At 61.9% G+C, this 18,499-nt stretch carries 16 protein-coding genes; 10 read left to right on the top strand and 6 right to left on the bottom strand.

Annotation, left to right across the window (positions count from 1 at the left end; all coding sequences use genetic code 11):
- From VKV28_01025 to VKV28_01005, 5 genes are all read left to right on the top strand, one after another.
- A partial coding sequence (locus tag VKV28_01025; GenBank protein HLH75362.1) for an excinuclease ABC subunit UvrA occupies positions 1-2,308 on the top strand: 2,308 nt, incomplete at its 5' end.
- Positions 2,309-2,422: 114 nt separating this feature from the next.
- Complete coding sequence (locus VKV28_01020) at positions 2,423-2,983, top strand: hypothetical protein (protein ID HLH75361.1); 561 nt, start codon at positions 2,423-2,425, stop codon at positions 2,981-2,983.
- A gap of 27 nt (positions 2,984-3,010) precedes the next feature.
- On the top strand, positions 3,011-3,943 hold the full coding sequence (locus VKV28_01015) for an RluA family pseudouridine synthase (GenBank protein HLH75360.1): 933 nt from the start codon (positions 3,011-3,013) through the stop codon (positions 3,941-3,943).
- 313 nt (positions 3,944-4,256) lie between these two features.
- Positions 4,257-5,657, top strand: a complete 1,401-nt coding sequence (locus VKV28_01010; GenBank protein HLH75359.1) for a TolC family protein — start codon at positions 4,257-4,259, stop codon at positions 5,655-5,657.
- A 2-nt stretch (positions 5,658-5,659) separates the two neighbouring features.
- Positions 5,660-6,217 (top strand): TolC family protein, encoded by a 558-nt coding sequence (locus VKV28_01005; GenBank protein HLH75358.1) that lies wholly within the window; start codon positions 5,660-5,662, stop codon positions 6,215-6,217.
- A 168-nt stretch (positions 6,218-6,385) separates the two neighbouring features.
- Here the strand turns inward: VKV28_01005 and VKV28_01000 are convergent, their stop codons facing one another.
- Both VKV28_01000 and pcaB read right to left on the bottom strand, forming a co-directional pair.
- Positions 6,386-6,913 carry a MaoC/PaaZ C-terminal domain-containing protein gene (locus tag VKV28_01000; GenBank protein HLH75357.1) on the bottom strand — a complete coding sequence of 176 codons (528 nt, stop codon included), beginning with the start codon at positions 6,911-6,913 and terminating at the stop codon, positions 6,386-6,388.
- A gap of 26 nt (positions 6,914-6,939) precedes the next feature.
- A complete protein-coding gene (pcaB, locus tag VKV28_00995) occupies positions 6,940-8,295 on the bottom strand; it encodes a 3-carboxy-cis,cis-muconate cycloisomerase (GenBank protein ID HLH75356.1) in 1,356 nt (451 codons plus the stop codon).
- A gap of 577 nt (positions 8,296-8,872) precedes the next feature.
- Here pcaB and VKV28_00990 point away from each other — a divergent pair.
- Positions 8,873-9,418, top strand: coding sequence for a carboxymuconolactone decarboxylase family protein (locus VKV28_00990; protein ID HLH75355.1), 546 nt, complete (start codon positions 8,873-8,875; stop codon positions 9,416-9,418).
- Here the strand turns inward: VKV28_00990 and VKV28_00985 are convergent.
- From VKV28_00985 to VKV28_00975, 3 genes are all read right to left on the bottom strand, one after another.
- Positions 9,415-10,473: an LLM class flavin-dependent oxidoreductase gene (locus VKV28_00985; GenBank protein HLH75354.1), complete on the bottom strand. Its 1,059-nt coding sequence runs from the start codon at positions 10,471-10,473 to the stop codon at positions 9,415-9,417. The genes VKV28_00990 and VKV28_00985 overlap by 4 nt on opposite strands.
- Before the next feature lie 179 nt (positions 10,474-10,652).
- On the bottom strand, positions 10,653-12,788 hold the full coding sequence (locus VKV28_00980) for a xanthine dehydrogenase family protein molybdopterin-binding subunit (protein ID HLH75353.1): 2,136 nt from the start codon (positions 12,786-12,788) through the stop codon (positions 10,653-10,655).
- 3 nt (positions 12,789-12,791) lie between these two features.
- A complete protein-coding gene (locus tag VKV28_00975; GenBank protein ID HLH75352.1) occupies positions 12,792-13,253 on the bottom strand; it encodes a (2Fe-2S)-binding protein in 462 nt (153 codons plus the stop codon).
- Positions 13,254-13,447: 194 nt separating this feature from the next.
- On the opposite strand from VKV28_00975, the gene VKV28_00970 reads away from it, so the two are divergent.
- Together VKV28_00970 and VKV28_00965 are read left to right on the top strand one after the other, a co-directional pair.
- Positions 13,448-14,425, top strand: a complete 978-nt coding sequence (locus tag VKV28_00970; protein HLH75351.1) for a quinone oxidoreductase — start codon at positions 13,448-13,450, stop codon at positions 14,423-14,425.
- Between the two features lie 75 nt (positions 14,426-14,500).
- A complete protein-coding gene (locus VKV28_00965) occupies positions 14,501-15,670 on the top strand; it encodes a M23 family metallopeptidase (protein ID HLH75350.1) in 1,170 nt (389 codons plus the stop codon).
- A 6-nt stretch (positions 15,671-15,676) separates the two neighbouring features.
- Here VKV28_00965 and VKV28_00960 read toward each other — a convergent pair whose 3' ends face one another.
- Positions 15,677-16,888, bottom strand: a complete 1,212-nt coding sequence (locus VKV28_00960) for a glycosyltransferase family 4 protein (protein HLH75349.1) — start codon at positions 16,886-16,888, stop codon at positions 15,677-15,679.
- A gap of 98 nt (positions 16,889-16,986) precedes the next feature.
- Here VKV28_00960 and VKV28_00955 point away from each other — a divergent pair, with 98 nt between their 5' ends.
- Positions 16,987-17,679, top strand: a complete 693-nt coding sequence (locus VKV28_00955; protein ID HLH75348.1) for a glutathione S-transferase N-terminal domain-containing protein — start codon at positions 16,987-16,989, stop codon at positions 17,677-17,679.
- Between the two features lie 281 nt (positions 17,680-17,960).
- A complete protein-coding gene (locus VKV28_00950; protein ID HLH75347.1) occupies positions 17,961-18,491 on the top strand; it encodes a cupin domain-containing protein in 531 nt (176 codons plus the stop codon).
- Positions 18,492-18,499 lie beyond the last annotated feature (8 nt).

The raw sequence follows: 18,499 nt of genomic DNA, 5'->3' as shown, positions 1-18,499 counted from the left end.
GCGAGTGCGCGAGGCAATCGAGAAGGCACTCTATCTGGGCGAGCATCGAGCCAGCGCAGTGCGGATGAAACGAAGCGCGGAGGGGATGCAGGTGGAGGCGCGCACGGACTTCGATACCCGCTTCAATTGCTCAAGCTGCATGCGCCGCTTTCCCGAGCCCTCGCCGGCGATGCTCTCGCCCAACAGCCCGATCGGCGCTTGTCCGGCCTGTGAAGGCTTCGGGCGCACGATGGAGCTGGATCTGGATAAGGTGATTCCCAATCACAATCTCTCCTTACGCCAGGATCTGGTGGCGCCTTGGCGCACCCCGGCCTATCGCGAGATGCACGCTTGGATGGTGGAATGCGCGCGGCGCCGACACATCCGGCTGAACGCGCCCTACAGCGAATTTACCGCCGAGGAGCGCAATTGGTTACTGGAGGGGGAAGGCGGAGCACCAGACCAAGGGCCCGAAAAGAGCGCTCGCCCGTCACGCGCCCATCGCCATCGCCGGCCGCACGACCACCACCAACACCATCATCATGAATGGCATTCAGAGCACGATCGATGGCCGGGGATTCGTGGTTTCTTCCGCTGGCTCGAGCGGCGCCGCTATAAGACCCACGTTCGTGTCTTGTTGGCCAAGTATCGCCGTTTTGTAACCTGCGCCACCTGTGGCGGCGCCAAGCTCAAGCCCGAGGCCTTCAACCTGCGGCTTGGAGGTAAGAACATCGCTGAGGTCAGCCGGCTGCCCATCGGTGAGTTAGCGGCTTGGCTGGAGGGCTTGCAATTGACCGAGAGCGAGCGCGCTCGCGCCGCCAGCATCGTGCGTGAGTTGCGCAGCCGCGTCGGCTACCTGGTCGCGGTCGGGCTGAATTACCTAACTCTGGAGCGCGCGGCGCGCACGCTTTCGGGCGGCGAAGCTCAGCGCATCCACTTGGCGAGTGCCCTGGGCAGCCTGTTGACCGGAACCTTGTACGTGCTTGACGAACCCACGGTGGGGTTGCACGCACGCGATACACGCCGTCTGCTGCAGGTGCTGCGCCAGTTGCGCGATCTCGGCAATACGGTGGTGGTGGTCGAGCACGATCCCATCATTATCGCGGGCGCCGACCGGCTAGTCGAACTAGGGCCCGCAGGAGGGCGCGAAGGGGGTCATCTCGTCGCCAATCGTGTGCCGCCGCGGCGCGCCGCCAGCGCCAAGCTGGCGCGCGCGGCGCTGATGCGGGCGATCGCGCGCGAACGCCACCCAGCCGCCGATGATCCCGTCCTGCGCATCGTGGGCGCCCGCGAGCATAATCTGCGCGATCTCGACGTCACCATTCCCTTGCGCCGCCTGGTCTGTATCACTGGGGTTTCGGGCTCGGGCAAATCGACCCTGGTGGAAGAGGTCCTGTACAACAATTATTTGCAGCGCATGGGACAGCCCGTGGCCGGCGACGTCGGCGCTTGTCGCGCTCTGCAAGGGCTGCAGCACCTCGATCGCATCGTTCATTTGGGGCAGGAAGCTCTGCTGCGATCGTCGCGCTCCAATCCCGCGACCTACCTTGGGATTTACGACCATTTACGCAAGCTGCTGGCCGCGACCACCGAGGCTCGCCGACTGGGTATCCAAGCCCGCGACTTTTCTTTCAATGTGGTCGGCGGACGCTGCGAGCGATGCCAGGGCATGGGCACGGTTACCCTAGAGATGCATTTTATGGCCGACCTGGAGGTGACATGCGAGGCCTGCGAGGGGCGTCGCTTTCAATCCCACGTCCTAGGAATAAATTATCATGGGCTCAACATCAACCAGATTCTGGCCCTCACCGTGGATGAAGCGCGAGCATTTTTCGCTGGCCGGACCCCCATCGTAAGCCCGCTGGATACCGTGAGTGCAGTGGGACTGGGCTATTTGCAGCTCGGCCAGGCCACCTCCACCCTGTCGGGCGGCGAGGCGCAACGCTTGCGCCTCGCCTCTTTCCTGAACCAGGGCATTAATCCCCGCCAGGAGCGTAAGTCTCTATTTATTTTGGACGAGCCGACCACGGGTCTGAGCAGTAGCGACGTGCGCACCCTCCTGCGCGTCCTGATCCGCCTGGTGGACGAGGGCTACAGCCTGCTGGTTATCGAGCATAACCTGGAACTGATTGCGCACGCCGATCACGTGATCGACCTCGGCCCCGAGGGTGGTGCCGACGGTGGCCGGCTCGTCGCCGAGGGCACGCCGCTTGAAGTCGCCGCTTGCGAAGATTCTCATACCGGCCGTGAGCTGCGCCGGCTTTTCGGTTTGCCGCTCAACGCCCGTTCACCGTCACGCGCCACCGTACGCCAGGTCGCGGGCCTTTAAACTCGCTTGCCCTTTTGCCAGCCAGCACTTGAGTGCCCCACGCTCGATTCTCCCTGCGAGCTGAATTCACTTAAAGGGCGCGGCCAGTTAAACTGAGGATTTAGGTGGTCAACCATGGCCTCGATACCATCCAGCCGTTTAAAGCCCTTCTTCCTGGAACTGGTGGGACGCAGTTTCTCTCAGCTTCAGGTCGGCGACCGCGAGGTCGCCAATTACGTCTCCACGGTGCTGGCCGATTTCAGCCGGCGCGACAACTGGCTGCGTCTACGCGATGCGCAAGGCAGGCAGCTGGATAGCGCGGTCGAGATGTGGCTGCAGACCGTGGAGAGTGGCGAGCGCGACGCGCACCAGGAACGGGAGCTGCGCAAATACATCGGCGACTATAGCCTGTTCATGGCCGGAGTGTTCCGTGCCTTCGTGCAGCGTCAGGGCCGCTTGGATTCCTATTTGGCCCAGGGCAGCCGCTCCTATCACGCCGTCTATGAACTGGACGCCGCCGATTTGCGTCCCGGCTTTACGCTTTTCGAGGAACTCAGCCGCGGCTTCGAGCGCTACGCCGGCGCGCTGGATTACATGCAAAAATGCTTTTTTGCCCATCCCGCGGGAACCAACCCCTTTGCCGGCGTGCTGCGCCAAATCGAACGCTTGATCGGTCCCGGTCGACCGGACAATTGATCGACCGGGGAGCCGCGAGCACCGCTGTTGGACGACCATTTGCCACTGCGTCTGGACCTATATCTGGTCCGCTATGGTATTGCGTCATCGCGCCGCCAAGCCCGCGACCTTATCGCGCGCGGGCTGGTGCAGGTCAACGGCCGCTGTTTGCGCAAAGCCGCCCCCGTACAGCCCGGTGATCGCGTTGAAGCGGCGCCGTCTGCTCCCCCCACTATCACTCCCAACCCTGCCCTGTCGCTGGAAGTTCTCTATCAAGGTGCGGCCCTGTTGGTGATTAACAAACCCGCTTTGATGCCGTGCCATCCGCTGGATAGCCGCGAGTGCCAAACCGTGATGAATGGCGTGGTGGCGCGTTTCCCGGAAACCGCACTGGGGGCGCTCAAACCACTGGAGGGGCTACTGGTCCATCGGCTGGACAACGGCACCTCGGGCGCGCTGATGGTGGCACGCAGCCGCGCCAGCCTGGAGCTGGCGCGCAACGCGCTGCATCGAGGCGAGATTGATCGCCGGTACCTGGCATTGGTCGAGGGCAGCTTGGATGGCTCGATCGAATTAGACGCCGCCGTCGGCCACCATCGCCATAGTCGCGCTCGTATGGTGGCGCTTAAGGCTTCGCGCGGTGCGGGCGGACGCCCGGCCGTTACTCGGATCGTTGCGCTTCGTCAACTGGGCGACTACACGCTGGTCGAGGCTCGCCCCACCACTGGCAATCGTCACCAGATTCGGGTCCACCTAGCCGCGGCCGGTTGGCCGATCGCCGGCGATGTCCAATACGGCGCGCGCGCCGTGCCGACGCTAGCCGCCGGCCGCTTTTTTCTCCATTTGCACCAACTAGCCTTTCCCGCGGCTATCAGCGAAGGACCGAACGCGTCAGGAGGGAGCCGGCGGTACATCGTGGCGCCGCTGCCCAGCGATCTGGTCTTCACTTCTGCCTTAGCCTCCGGCAATCCTTTAGCCTAATTTTTTAGTCTGGACGCCAAGGGCTTGAACCAATTTCAATGCCCGCGCTTGCGTGAGAGCGGCAAGCGGTTTAAAAAAGGCTTCGCCGTGTAAGAAGACGAGGGTTGCCACCTGGGGCGTGCACCGAAGGCGACGAGATGCCTCGCCTCATCGGACTGTGGCTCAGACGGCGAGGAACGAATTGGGGACGTGGCAGCGGTCGGACTGCCTCCAAGTCAGTAAGGTGGATCTCCTCGATACCGTCGGCGGCGGTTTTGCATAACGAATTGTCTAAAGAGGTTCAGGCCGGCTCATGAATCACCAAAGCTGTAAGATGAACAAAGCGATCGCCCAGCGCCGGCCGCAGCTTTTCAGCGGTGGCAACCACCGTCGCGGCTTGGCTGCGCGCCTAGGGCTGCTGGCTGGGGGCTCGATACTTGCCGCGTTCACCTTAGCTTATCCCGCTGCGGCGCAATACCTGCCCGGCACTCCCGGCCACCTCAATTACACCACCAATCCGCTGGAACCCGGCCCAGTCAGTCAGTCGGTGCAAATCCAGGCACCGCCGATGGAGCCGCAGAATCCCCCCAACGTGATGGTGACGCCCGATCTACAAAGCGAGCTACAACACACGCCCTGGCCTCAAAACATCATGAGCCATCAATGGACCCTCAGCGGCGCGCTGCCGGGTGAGAGCGTCTTCAGCCATCGCTACCTTCAGACCACTGATCCCAATACCCGCAAGCTCACGCTCAAGGAAGCGATTTATCTGGCCCTGCGCAACAACCCCAGCGTCATCTCGGCCAGCATGGACCCAGTGCTGTCGCTGCAGGCGGTTCGTCAGAGCTGGGCCGTGTTCGACCCCAATCTGACCAGTCAGGCCGATACCAATAAAAACGTCGTTCCAGTAACCAACCCCTTCACTGCCGGCGGTCTGCCCAGCTTGGAGACCAAGAACTACGACTGGGACTTCGGCATCAGCAAGGTCTCGGCGCTGACCAACGGAACCATGGGGATCACATTTGACAACAACTACAACAACACCAATTCGCTGCTAACCTCGATCAACAATTATTACACCCCACTGTTGGAAATGTCGGTCAATCAACCGCTCCTGCGCAACTTCGGCAACCAGTTCGCTACTATCAACGTGCGCATAGCTCAAACCAATCAGCGCCAAGCGCAATACACCTACGAGCAACAGCTCAATGACTTCGTGCTGCGGGTGGGCACAGACTATTGGAATCTGGCGCGCGCCGAGATGAATTTGGAAGTCGCCAAGCAGGCGCTAGCGGTGGACGAGGATCTGGTGCGCCAAAACGCGATCAGCGTCAACGTTGGGGTAATGGCGCCGCTGCAACTCAAGGAAGCCCAGTCTCAAGCCGCCACCGATCAGGCCACCGTTTACACCGCTCAAGGCGCGCTGGAAACCGCGCGCGCCGTCTTGCGTCAGGACGTAATGTACAATCCCACGCAGTCCTTCATGCCCGCGCAGTTGGAGGTTGCCGACCGGCCCCATCCCGATGAGATTCCTACTAACGAGGAACGCTCCCTGGAGCTGGCGATGATGTGGCGGCCCGAGCTGGCTGCCCTACGCCAGGAGATCGAAAGCCTGCTGCTTCAGGTCAAGTACGCCGAGAATCAAACTCTTCCTCAGTTCAACGTCGGCGCCGAGTTTGGGATTACAGCCAGCGGCGGCGACGTGATCTGCGGCCCCTCGGTGTCGCCGGTTTGAATGTGGTGGGTGGAGTTCCTTGCATCCAGGCTGGCGGCAGCAAAGGTGTCGCCCTGCCTTATAAAGGTGGCTACGACACCGCGCTTAACCGTCTGTTCCGCTTTACCTGGTATAATTATGCGGTGACCTTCGCCTTCGAGCGCCCGCTGAGCAACGACGCTGCCAAGGCCGCGCTGGCTCAGGCCAAGACCACCTACGAGCAAGGGCGGATGAACTACCGCAACGAAGTTTCGCAAATAGTCGTCGACGTGCAGCAGTCGCTGGCGGGACAAACCGCCAATTACAAGGCGGCGCAAGCCGCCCACGTCGCCACCGCGACCGCGGCCGCCGCCCTTCACGACGAGCGCGAAACCTTCCGGGTCGGGATGGCCACCACCCACGACCTGCTGCAATACATTGAAAGCCTGGTCGCGGCCGAAGGCGCCGAAGTGCAAGCTCAGGTCAATTTCGAGATCTCCAAGCTCCAGGTACAACACGCTCAAGGCACTTTATTGCGCATGTTCAATATCAATTTCTTAGCCAATAATCCTGACATCAGACCCTGGTACGCGCAGTTCTAGCCCTAATGCCGGCATCATGTGCCGCTTTTCATAGGCCCTTATGACGCCGGCGCATTGTTTTGTCTTGGATGGCTCGACTCCAGGGTCCCCTTTAAATCTTCGTGTATGGTGGCCAACGTTGAGCGCTGGCCACGCCTGAGGTGGTTTGCCCGTTAAGTTGCGGGGGGCTCAGTAGTTGGCCGCTTCCTCGGGTGAATGGCCACGTTTGTAGACCAACACCGTGCGCTCGAATTCCATCACTTGCGTGCCGTCCTGGTTGAGGCCGCGGGTATGTACGGTGACGATCCCCTGCGTGGGCCGGCTTTTCGATTCGCGTTTGGCCACCACCGTGGACTCCGCGTACAGCGTGTCGCCGGCGAATACCGGCGCCGTGTTCCGCACCTTGTCCCAGCCCAGGTTGGCCACCACCTTAGCGCTGACGCTGTGCACGCTCATCCCGGTTAGCACCGAAAGCGTCACCGTGCTGTCCACCAACAGCTTCTTCCATTCGGTTTTCGCCGCGTATGCAGCATCGAAGTGCAGTTGCTGGGAGTTCATCGTAAGAAGACAACCCCAGATATTGTCGGTTTCGGTGATGGTACGGCCGGGGCGATGTTCGAACACATCGCCGACCTCGAAATCTTCGTAATACAAACCGTAGGTCTCGCGATAGCGCTTGTCGCCGACTTGCTTGTACATGGAAGGCACGGTTTTCATTGCTGCGCTCCTTGCCCCACTGGGCGTTAACCGCGCGCCTCGTAGGCCGCCAGCACGCGATCGACCATCTCGCCGGCTTGGCCTAGGTAATTCATCGGTTCCGTCAGCGCGGCTAGCGCCTCGGGGCTAAGCCGGCTGCTGATTTCGGAATTCTCGCCAAGCAGCTCCCGCAGCGGACGGTTCTGTTCCAGCGCCAGGCGGCAAAGATCATACACCAAGTCGTGGGCGCGCTCGCGTCCCAGATGGGGCGCCAGGCCCATCATCACGGCCTCCGAAACGATCAGCCCATTGGTCAGCTCTAGGTTGGCCCGCATCCGCGCCACATCGACCTGCAGCCCTTCGACGATGGTGCGGGCATGGGTCAGCGCACCGGCGCTCAAGGCGAAAATCTCGGGTAGCGCGATCCATTCGATTTCCCACGGCCCGGTCGCTCGCTCGTGGTCTTCCACCATCGCTTCGAGCATCGCGGCGACTTGCTGACGCACCATCGCGGTGCACGCGACAATATAGTTGCAGGAAATCGGGTTGCGCTTCTGCGGCATCGTGCTGCTCGATCCGCGCCCCTGGGTGAAGGGTTCAAACACTTCGCCCACTTCGGTCTGCATCAAGAGCTTGATGTCGGTGGCCAGTTTGCCCAAGGTTCCGGTCAACAGCCCCAGAGCGCAGGCGACTTCCGCCAACCGGTCGCGGGTGGTGTGCCAAGCAATCTCCGGCTGCCCCAATCCCAACTCCTCCATCAGCGCCGCTTGCACCCGCAAACCGTCGTGGCCCAGCGAAGCCAGGGTCCCGGCGGCGCCGCCGAATTCACCCACTAATGCGCGCGGCCGCAGCTCGGCGAGTTGCTGGCGATGGCGCATGATGGCGGCCAGCAGGGTCGCCGCCTTGAAACCAAAGGTGATCGGCACCGCTTGCTGCAAATTGCTGCGCCCCGCCATAGGCGTGTCCCGATAGCGCCGCGCCAGCCCCGCCAGCGCTCGCGCGATCGCCGCCAGCTCCTCCTCGATCAGCCCCAGTGCCTCACGCACTTGCAGCACCGTGGCGGTATCGGTGATGTCCTGGGTGGTTGCGCCCCAATGGGAATATTCGCCCAGCCCCTCGGCGCAGCGCGCCACCAGTTGCTTGACCACCGGTAGGACGGGATAGCCGATGCGTTCGGTGTCACGCTTGAGCAGCGCAAAATCGTAAAGCTCCGCCCGCCCCTGGCGCGCGATTTCCTGCGCCGCCCGCGATGGGATAATTCCCAGCTTGGCCTGCACCTTGGCCAGCGCCACCTCGATATCCAGATATTTCTGAATCCGGTTTCGGTCCGAAAATACATGGCGCATGGCCGGGGTACTGAAAATGTCACGAAAGATTTCAGAATCAACGGCGCTTGTGGCCATCGGCACGATTCCTCCCGTTGGCCGCAAGCTTAGCTCCCACCTACCGCCAAGTTAAGCCTGAATTTCCATTTTCTCAGTGAAATAGCAATTTGCTAAAATGTTGCAAAAGCCTTGAAGGTGGAGAAAAAGGTCGAGTTCCACTTTGGGAAACACTTCGCGCTTTGGCTTCATCCTTCCAAACTTCCAGCCGGGCAGTAGTGCGCTTCTCCAACAAGCGCGGGACAGCCGAATTGCTGAATTATGCAATCGTAAAGCGGTTGGGATTGACCAGGAAATAGGGTGAAGGCCGATTTGTCGCGCCGTGCTGCGGCGTGAAGATGCTGAACCAAACCAACGGTTTGCGGCTGGCAGGTTCAGAACACAAGAAACTGATCCAGGTTAAGCCGCTCTGAACGGATCGGACGGTAAAGGGCAGTGTTCCTTTCGAGCTGGCACCTATGTTCGTTCCCTTGCTTAGCAACCAGCGGCTGGAGCCGCGGTCCAATAAGCGCCGCGATGCAGGGCCCACTTGCACTTACCTCGCCGCTTGGCAATAAGCTGAAGCGTCTAGTAGGTCAGCTAGGGAGGTAATCTACCGATGAGTCGGCTACCCGAACTCCAGCCGCACGCCCTGAGCCCAGAGCAAACGCGCATTTACGAGGCCATCGGCGCTACCCGACGCGGGCGAGTTAGCGGCCCGTTTGGTATCTGGTTGCGAATTCCCCAACTGGCCGGGGCGGCTAGCCAACTTGGCAATCTGCTGCGCGGCAACGGTCAGCTCGAACGGCGCCTGGTCGAGCTAATCGTGCTGATCGTCGCACGGAGATGGTCGGCCAATTACGCCTGGAGCGTTCATCAGGAATACGCTCTGGAGGCCGGCCTTGAACCCGAAGTGGTGGAAGCTATCCGCACCCATCGCCTGCCGACTCTGCGCCAGGAGGACGAGCAAATCGTTTATGAAGTGGTCACAGAACTGCTGAACATGCGCCGCCTCAGCAGCCCGAGCTACGACCGCGCCCTGGCCGCGCTGGGAGAACCTCGGCTGATCGAACTGATCGCCACCGTGGGCTTCTATACCATGGTTGGAATGACGCTATCAGTTTTCGAGGTCGATGCCCGCGACGGTAGCCGGCCGCTGGACTAGCAAGCTTGCGCCGACGGTTGCAACAGTCCGGCCGCTTGCGCCGCCTGCAGCTCGGGCATCACGCGGATGACGAACAGTTCCAGCGACTTCCGTGCCTCGCTCAGCGTGAGGTCGCCGAAAGCGAACTGCCCCAGCAGATAGTTGCATCCGGCTTGCGCCAGATGCTCGATCAAAAATTGGCTTACTGTAGCCGGTGAACCCGCCACCCCCTGGCCGGTCTCGCGCAATTGGTCGAACTCCGGCGGACGAATATGTACGTGTTGCCAAGTGGGATCGGGAAATTCGCGCATCAGATAATAGAAGCTGTGGTACCAACGGCGATAGGCTCTCCGCGCCAGCGTCATCGCCGCCTCATCGCTTGACCCCACCACGATAAAACGACCCAGCCCCAGGCGTGGCAGTGGCTGCGCATCGCCATAGCTGGCCCGCCACACCTCGCGGTAGCGATCGGTATAGGTGCGGGTTTTCCCAGGTCCGTCCAGGCTCACGATCTGCATCCCCTTGCGCGCGGCGAAGGCCGCGCTCTCGGGTGAATGGCTGCCATACCACAGCGGCGGAATGGGCCGCTGCAGCGGCTTCATCACCAGCGGCACATCGTCGAAGTGGTAATACTTGCCGTGAAACGTGAGCCGCTCGCTGGTAAGGCCGCCGAGCACCAATTCCAAAGCCTCCTCGTACACCTCACCGCGCAGCGCCGGATCGGCGCCATAGCTTCGGCTTTCGATCGGCGAGGCCCCACGCCCAAATCCTAATTCCATCCGCCCAGCGCTCAGATGGTCGAGCATCGCAATCTCCTCGATCAGGCGCAGGGGGTGATACAGCGGGAGGACGTAAACCAGCGGTCCGAAGCGAAGCCGGCGGGTGCGCTGCGCCATCGCGGCGAAGAAAACATTGGGCGAAGGCGCCATCCCGATTGGGCTGCCGTGATGCTCTGCCACATGGTAGGAATAGAAGCCTGCCTGTTCGTACAATTGAACCAGTTCCAGGCGCGCCCGGTAAAACTCCTGCAAGGAGACCGTGCCGCGGTCCAAGTGATCGAAAACCCCAACCTCCATTTCTGTCCTCTCCGCGCTTTCTCGGCTCTCCCGGCAGGCTAGGGGTAAGTCGTCGCAGTCTGCTCCGCCCTCTCTGATCTCAGAGAGGGGGAAAGAAACGATACCTCAAGTTCGCCCAATGGGTTAGGAGGCTCGCATCGAGCGCCAGGGTGGGTGCGGCGCAGGCTCCTCGCCCCCCATCATGCCAAATCCTTCGCCCGAATCGGCAGGTTACGCACTCGCTTGCCGCTCAAGGCAAAAATCGCGTTGGCCACGGCAGGAGCGATCGGCGGTACCGCGACCTCGCCGATTCCGCCCATCGGCGGACCGCCCGCGACCGGATAGACCTCGACCTTGGGCATCTGCGGCAAGCGCAGCACCGGATAGTCGTCGAAGTTGTGCTGCACCACGCCGCCGTGCCGGATCGTGATTTCCCCCATCAAGGCCGCGCTCAGACCATACACGATCGCGCTTTGCACCTGCGCCTCGATCGTGTTGGGGTTGACGATCGTCCCGCAGTCCACCGCCGCCACCACCCGCCGGACCCGGACCTCGCCCTTGCCTTCGATCGACACCTCGGCGACCTCGGCCACGTAGCTGCCAAAGGCGTTATGCAGCGCGATCCCGCGCGCGACCCCCGCCGGCAACGGCTTGCCCCAACCCGCCTTGTCCGCCACCAGCATCAACACATTGCGATAGCGGCGCGCCTGTTCGACCATCTTGAGCCGGAATTCGTAGGGATCCTTGCCGGCCGCCGCCGCCAACTCATCGACGAAGCTTTCGACCACAAAGGCGGTATAGGAATGACCCACCGAGCGCCAAAAATGAACAGGAATACCCGGTGCCACCAGCGCATATTCAATCTGCTGGTTGGGAATCGCATAGGGCAGATCGACCGCCCCCTCCACCGCATACTTGTCGAGATCGCGCGGCGGCCGATGTCCCTGCAAATCGAGCATTAACGAGGGGGCCGCAATTCGATGCTGCCAGGCAACGATGTTGCCGTTACGATCAAGACCACCCTGCAGCCGGCTGTAATTGACCGGCCGGTAGCCATCGTGCCGCATGTCGTCTTCGCGGGTCCAAATAACCTTGGCCGGCCGTCCCAGCGCCTTGGACACTTCCACCGCCTCGACCACGTAATCGACCATGCCGCGGCGGCCGAACCCGCCGCCTAGGAAAGTCGTGGTGACATTGACCTTGTCCGCGGGCAGCCCGGTGATTCGCATCGCCTCGTGCAAGGCTGGAGTTTGTCCTTGGGTGGGGGCGTATACGTCGCAGCGATCGGGCCGCACGTCGGCGGTGCAATTCATCGGCTCCATCGTGGCATGGGCCAGGTAGGGCAACTGATAGACCGCTTCGACCGTCTTGGCCGCGCTCGCCTGCGCGCGCTGCGCATCACCGATCTTTTGTGCCACCACTGCGGGCTTGTCGGCGGCCGCGCTCAACATCCGCGTGATCTCGCCGCTGTCCAAATCGCCCAGCGGACCCTGCTCCCATTCCACCCGGAGCGCGTCGCGCCCCTGCTTGGCGGCCCAAAAATGCTCGGCGACCACAGCCACGCCGGTGCTGATTTGGATCACCTCGCGTACGCCGGCTACCGCCTTGGCGGGCGCGGGATCAAAGCTCTTTACCTTGCCGCCGAATACCGGGCTGCGCGCCACCACCGCCTGCAACATGCCTGGCAGTTTCACGTCGATTCCAAAGACCGCCCGGCCATTGACCTTCAGCGGGGTATCGACGCGCGGAATTGGCCGCCCGATCAGGGTGAACGCCTCGGGGCGTTTAAGCGTCACGTTGGTCGGCACCGGCTGAGCTGCCGCTCGCGCCGCTAGCGCGCCGTAGCTCAGGCGTTGCTCGCGCGGCCCCAAAATGTAGCCGTTGTGAGCGCGGCAATCACTGGTATTTACCTTCCAACGCTCAGCCGCCGCCGCGATCAGCATGGTTCGCGCCACTGCTCCTGCCTGGCGCAGCTCGATCCACGAGCCGCGCACGCTGTTGCTGCCGCCGGTCAGGTTGATGTGCATCAGCGGATTAGCGTATGCCGGCAGCGCCGGAGCCTGTTCCACCCGCACGCGCTTCCAATCTGCGTCCATCTCGTCGGCCAGCAACATCGGCAAAGAGGTCAGTACACCTTGGCCCATTTCCGAGCGTCCGACGATCAGCGTAATCGAGCCGTCGCGGCGCAAACGGATGAAAGCGTTGGGCGCGAAGGAGGCCGTCCCCTCGCCCGCCTCCGTGGCAAGGGGCAGGTAAAAGGCCACCAGCAGGCCGCCGCTCGCGGCGGCCCCGGCGCGAAAAAACTCCCGGCGCGATAAGTTGTTGGCAACCGCCATGGCTTAGGCCCTCCCCAGCGTTGCCGCCGCGCGATGGATCGCGGCGCGGATGCGTTGATAGGTACCGCAGCGGCACAGGTTACCTGCCATCGCGGCGTCGATTTGCTCGTCGCTGGGATGGGGCGTTTGCGCCAGCAGCGCCGTTGCCGACATGATCTGACCGGACTGGCAGTAGCCACATTGCGGCACCTCTTCGGCGATCCAAGCCTGCTGCACCGCGTGCCCGGCTGCGCTGTCCAAACCTTCGATCGTCGTAATGGGCTTGCCAGCAACCAGCATGACCGGGGTCACGCAGGAGCGAATCGGACTGCCTTCAACATGCACCGTGCAGCATCCGCACAGCGCCGCGCCGCAGCCGAACTTAGTCCCGGTCATCCCCAGATGATCCCGGATCACCCAGAGCAGAGGCGTGGCCGGATCGACGTCGAGCCGATGCCGTTTGCCATTGATCGTCAGCGTTAACATCACGACGCTCTCCCCGTTGAGCTGGCTCCTGCAATACCAATCCAGACGTTGGTAGCCATGCGCAAAGTTTAGCGCGAATCTACCCTTCGCAGGTAATCGAAAAAGCATTATTTTTCGGGAGTATCGTTTTGCACACGCGGATTGTTACCAACCGCGTCCCTGGGTTAAGCTCTGCGCCAGGAAGGAGTCTCCTCATGAAGTGCAAGGCAATTGTGGTCAAGCGCACCGGCGGTCCAGAGGTTCTCGAACTGACCGAGCAGGAGGTGCCCCAGCCCGGCCCCGGTCAAGCGCTGGTGCGCCAGCGCGCCGTGGGGTTGAACTTTATCGATATTTACTTCCGTACCGGGGTTTATCCTGTGAAACCTCCCTATACGCCCGGCAATGAAGGGGCCGGAGTGGTCGAGGCGGTGGGACCTGGCGTAAGCGAAGTTAAAGCCGGCGACCGCGTCGCCTACTGCCTGGGACCGATCGGCTCCTACGCCGAGGCTCGCGTGTTGCCCGCCGCGCTGTTGGTCAAACTGCCTGATAGCATCGACTTCGACACCGCCGCCGCGTGCATGCTTAAGGGGCTGACCGCGCACTTCCTGATCCATCTCACCTACGCAGTCAAACCTGGCGACACGATTTTGCTGCACGCCGCGGCCGGTGGAGTGGGCCTGTTGCTCAGCCAATGGGCCAAACATCTGGGCGCCACCGTAATCGGCACCGTGGGCAGCGAGGAGAAAGCGGCTGTGGCGCGTGCTCACGGTTGCGATCACGTCATCAACTACGAGCGCGAAGACTTTGTCGCCCGGGTCAAGGAGATTACCAAGGGCGCGATGCTGCCGGTAGTGTACGACTCGGTGGGTCAGGCGACGTTTTTGAAATCGATGGACTGCCTACGTCAGTTGGGCATGATGGTCAGCTTCGGCCAATCCTCGGGTAAAGCCGACCCTATCAGCGTCAACCTCCTGGCCGACAAGGGCTGGATCTTTCTGACCCGCCCCAGCCTGGTGCCGCATGTCAACACCCGCCAAAAGCTGGAGGCTAATGCTAGCGCGCTCTTCGACGTGATCGCTCGCGGTATCGTCAAGGTAGAGATAAATCAGCGCTTTCCGCTGGCCCAGGCCGCGCAAGCTCATCGCGCCCTGGCCGATCGTGCTACAGTCGGCTCGACCGTACTGATTCCCTGAGCGATTGTCAGATCGATGCAGCCGCAGTCCCCTAGCGAGAGCCCGCCTTGTTGGCCAACCCGCCGCTCATGGGGGATGTATTTCAGCCTTGCGCTGTTGGCGGCGGCAACGATCGTCGCGGCGGCTCAGACTGCCTGCGGCCAGGAATTTTCCGATCGACCGGTGACTGCACCCGGCGGTCCCGGCGGCATGGTGACCCTCCAGACGATTGCGCCGCCACGCCCATTGGTGGCTGAAGGCGCCACCTACTTGGCTTACGAGTTGCAGCTGACCAATTATCAGTCGCTGCCGATCGAGTTGGTCTCGATGAGGGTCGAGAGTGGCAAGACGCGTTTTGATTTCGATGCCACCGCTGTCAAAACGATGATCGACCTGCCGCAACGCGATGCGCCGCAAGGGCAAGAACTGATTATCGCGCCATTGGCGACTCGCATCGTTCTGGTCTGGCTACGTTTTTCCTCGACAGGTGCGCTACCTGGGGATTTGATCGACCGCTTCACGTATCGCTTCGTCGGTTCCGCGCCAGCTCCACCCATGACCGTGGTAAGTACGGCACAGCCTATTGACCGAACAACCCCGTCGACAATCGCCCCGCCGCTGCGCGGAGTGCGCTGGGTGGCAGCAAACGGCCCCTCCAACACCTCCAGCCATCGCCGAGCGATGTTCGCCTTCAACGGCAAGCTCTATTTCCCCGAGCGCTTCGCGATCGATTACATTCAGGTTGACGACGAAGGGCGTAGCTACAGTGGCGACCCCAAGCGAAACGCCAGCTACCACTGCTATGGCGCGCCGATTCTGGCGGTCGCGGCCGGCAAGGTAATCGCGACCACCGATGGTATTCCTGACAACATTCCCGGCTCCCTGGCGGTTACTCCTACCTTGAATAATCTGGGCGGCAACATCGTTCTGATTGACCTGGGGCATGGCCGCTATGCCTTTTACGCCCATCTCATCCCCGGCAGCCTGAAAGTGCATCGCGGCCAACAGGTGCATGCCGGGGAGGTTTTGGGACGCGTAGGGAATTCAGGTAATTCGTCGGAGCCGCATTTGCATTTCCACCTGGTCGATGGCCCCAGCGGACTAGGTGCCCAAGGCATTCCCTATGCTATCGACCGTTTTATGCTGCGACCGGCACGTTTGATCGAGACCAACGACCAATGGCACATCCGCAAGGAGAACGGCCGGACGCAGATGGTGCGCGATTCGCTGATGCTGGATGGCGCCGTGGTGGATTTCCCTGACTAAGAGCAGTTAATGGTTGAGGGCTATTTCGCCGAACAGCTCCACGAGCTCAGTGAGGTGACGCCCTAGAGTGAAGCGCTGTGCCTGCGCGCGGGCCCCAGCCCGCAATCGGACGTAGTGCTCGGGGTCACGCAGGCAGCGCGCGATCGCCTCGGCCAGGTTGTCGGCGTTAAGCCCAGGCGCGGGCGCCAGCGCGCCGTTGACTCCATCGCGCAGCCATTCGGGAATTCCACCCACCGCAAACGCCGCCGCGGGCAGCCCATGCAAGCCCGCTTCGGGGCCGATCAAGCCGAAGGGCTCCGGCCACAGACTGGGCACGCACAGCAAGTGGCTGTGCTCAAACCACTGGGCCAGCTCACTGGTGCCGGCCCAGCCCGCAAAATGGATTCGCACCCGCGGCTGCGCCGCTTCCACCCGTTTGGCCTGTGCCTGCCAGCGCGCGCGCTCGGGGCCCTCCCCCACCATAGTCAGAAGCAACGAGCGGCCCAGCCGCTGGACCACTTGCGGCAAGGCCGATAGTAGCATCGTGCCACCTTTGAGCGCCGTCATCCGCCCGGCGAACAGCAAGCGCAGCTCGCCCTGCGCGCAGTCCTTGTCCAGCGCAGCCAGCTCCCCGCCGTCGCGAACCGGCAGATAGATACCTCGCACCTGTGCGGGGTCGAGCCCTTGGCGAATATATTCCTCGCGCATGTAGTGCGAAGCGACGAGCACGATGCGATAGCTGGCAAGCCGCTGTGCGCGCCCGCGCTGCATGGCGAAGTCGCGCGTCATCCGCAGCGGATTCAAGCCGCCGCATCGAAAAGGGTAATAATGGGCCAGGCAGGACCAACCTAGGCGACGCTGACATGGGGCGAAACCCGCGCGGGCCCAGCGCTTGTAGCCACTGATGCAAGCGCCCCAGTAGGCGTGCGCGAAGAAGACCGCCGGCGCTAGGCGCAACAGGGAGGCCTCCAGCCCCGGTTCCAAAGACCAATTGACGAAAAGCAAATCCGGCCGCCAGGCGCGCAAAAGATTGAGCGCGGCCCGATGCCCAAGCTGCTTGACCAACCAGCGCGCGGCATGCGCCGGCAAGTGGATTTCTCCCGCCTCGTCGCCGCCCTCGTCCTCGGCCAGAAATGCCAGCTGATGGCCTTGCTCGGCCAATGCCGGCAGGATCAGATCGAGATAGGATTCAACCCCTCCGGTTTTGCTCAATGCACGATGGATTATCGCAATCCGCATTTGGAGCAAGCGAGATCGATTTTCACCACGGCCTGATTAGAATAGGCTCGAAGCGGAGTTGACGGAGCACCGCAGCGCGCGGCTGCAAGGAGTGAGCGATGATCGACCTTTACTATTGGCCTACTCCCAACGGTCATAAGATCACGATCTTTTTGGAAGAAACCGGGCTCCCTTATGAGATCCACCCGGTCAATATCAGCAAGGGAGAGCAATTCGAGCCGGCCTTCCTGCGCATCAGCCCCAACAACAAGATGCCGGCGATCATTGATCGCGAGGGGCCTCAGGGCAAGCCGCTGGCGCTATTTGAATCGGGCGCCATCCTGATTTACCTGGCCGAAAAGAGCGGCCAACTGATGCCTGCCGATCCCGTCGGGCGCTACCAGGTCATCCAGTGGCTGATGTTTCAGATGGGCGGAGTAGGACCGATGCTGGGTCAGAACCACCATTTTCGCCGCTATGCTCCCGAAAAGATTCCTTACGCTATCGAGCGCTACACCAATGAAGCACGCCGGATCTACGGGGTTCTTGACAAGCGGCTAGGCGAAGTACCTTACCTGGCCGGCGATTACTCGATCGCGGATATCGCCACTTTTCCCTGGCTGCGCGGTTACGAGAGCCAGGGACAGAAGCTGGAAGACTTTCCCAATCTCAAGCGCTGGTTCCAAGCCATTGACCAGCGTCCGGCCGTGATCCGTGGCTTGGCGGTGATGGCGAATCAGCCGCGCCCGCAAATCGACAATCCCGAGACCTGGAGCATCATGTTTGGCGCCAAGCAATTTGAACGGCGCTGAACGTAGCGTCTCCTAAGCCACAGATGTTGGCCCCCCAGTGAGCTTAGGCCCGCTGTCACTGTGGAAGGTCCAACATCTCGGCCGGCATAACCGGCCTTGCGTTTCGTTGACGCCGAGATGGCACCTTGCACTCACTGGTGTGGTGACCGTCATGCCGTTTTCTCCAGCAAAAGCTGGAGGGTTGAAATGGCGCCGAACTTGGAAGCGCGCTATGTAAAGGGCGGGGTCACGATGGTCTGGTTGGCCATGCCCTTGAAACTTCATTGAGGAGGATGCTCACGATGGCAACGCCGATACGCCGGATCGTAACCGGCCATAATGCGGCTGGCCGCTCGATAATTCTCTCAGACGGGCCCGCCCCCGACGTGATCGTCTCAGAGGCTTCGCCGCAAACCGCCTCTACCTTGCTGTGGCTTACCGATCGCGCGCCTGCTTCCAACCGCGGCAACGATGATGCCGCCCCGGCGGGCCTGCGCGTCCCCACCCCGCCGCAACATCGTGGCGGCACTGTGTTCCGGATCAGCGAATTCCCGCCCGACAGCGCGATCGACACCAGCAAGGTGGACATGCGCAAAGCCGGCGTCCATGTGACCGAAGATCGCCTGCGCAAGCATTATCGTTTTCATCAAACCGATACCGTTGACTACGCCATCTGCCTGGAGGGGGAAATCTGGGCAATGATGGACGAGGGCGAGGTCCTGATGCGTCCCGGCGATGTGCTGATCCAGCGCGGCACCTACCATTCGTGGGCCAATCGCAGCGATCGGGTTTGCCGGATGGCTTTTATCCTGATTGACGCCGAACCCCTCTAGTGAACCCC

The organism is Candidatus Binataceae bacterium (assembly GCA_035294265.1).
GTDB lineage: Bacteria > Desulfobacterota > Binatia > Binatales > Binataceae > DATGLK01.
The sequence above is the reverse complement of the archived record's forward strand: the minus strand, read 5'-3'. Positions and strand labels throughout refer to the sequence as shown.

Bases quoted from the DNA above. Each gene is read 5' to 3' on its own strand.
- VKV28_00960 (HLH75349.1), bottom strand. From the start codon at position 16,888: ATGCGGATTGCGATAATCCATCGTGCATTGAGCAAAACCGGAGGGGTT.
- VKV28_00955 (HLH75348.1), top strand. From the start codon at position 16,987: ATGATCGACCTTTACTATTGGCCTACTCCCAACGGTCATAAGATCACG.
- pcaB (HLH75356.1), bottom strand. From the start codon at position 8,295: ATGGCCACAAGCGCCGTTGATTCTGAAATCTTTCGTGACATTTTCAGT.
- VKV28_00990 (HLH75355.1), top strand. From the start codon at position 8,873: ATGAGTCGGCTACCCGAACTCCAGCCGCACGCCCTGAGCCCAGAGCAA.
- VKV28_00970 (HLH75351.1), top strand. From the start codon at position 13,448: ATGAAGTGCAAGGCAATTGTGGTCAAGCGCACCGGCGGTCCAGAGGTT.
- VKV28_01020 (HLH75361.1), top strand. From the start codon at position 2,423: ATGGCCTCGATACCATCCAGCCGTTTAAAGCCCTTCTTCCTGGAACTG.
- VKV28_01000 (HLH75357.1), bottom strand. From the start codon at position 6,913: ATGAAAACCGTGCCTTCCATGTACAAGCAAGTCGGCGACAAGCGCTAT.
- VKV28_00965 (HLH75350.1), top strand. From the start codon at position 14,501: ATGTATTTCAGCCTTGCGCTGTTGGCGGCGGCAACGATCGTCGCGGCG.
- VKV28_00975 (HLH75352.1), bottom strand. From the start codon at position 13,253: ATGTTAACGCTGACGATCAATGGCAAACGGCATCGGCTCGACGTCGAT.
- VKV28_01010 (HLH75359.1), top strand. From the start codon at position 4,257: ATGAACAAAGCGATCGCCCAGCGCCGGCCGCAGCTTTTCAGCGGTGGC.
- VKV28_00950 (HLH75347.1), top strand. From the start codon at position 17,961: ATGGCAACGCCGATACGCCGGATCGTAACCGGCCATAATGCGGCTGGC.
- VKV28_00980 (HLH75353.1), bottom strand. From the start codon at position 12,788: ATGGCGGTTGCCAACAACTTATCGCGCCGGGAGTTTTTTCGCGCCGGG.
- VKV28_00985 (HLH75354.1), bottom strand. From the start codon at position 10,473: ATGGAGGTTGGGGTTTTCGATCACTTGGACCGCGGCACGGTCTCCTTG.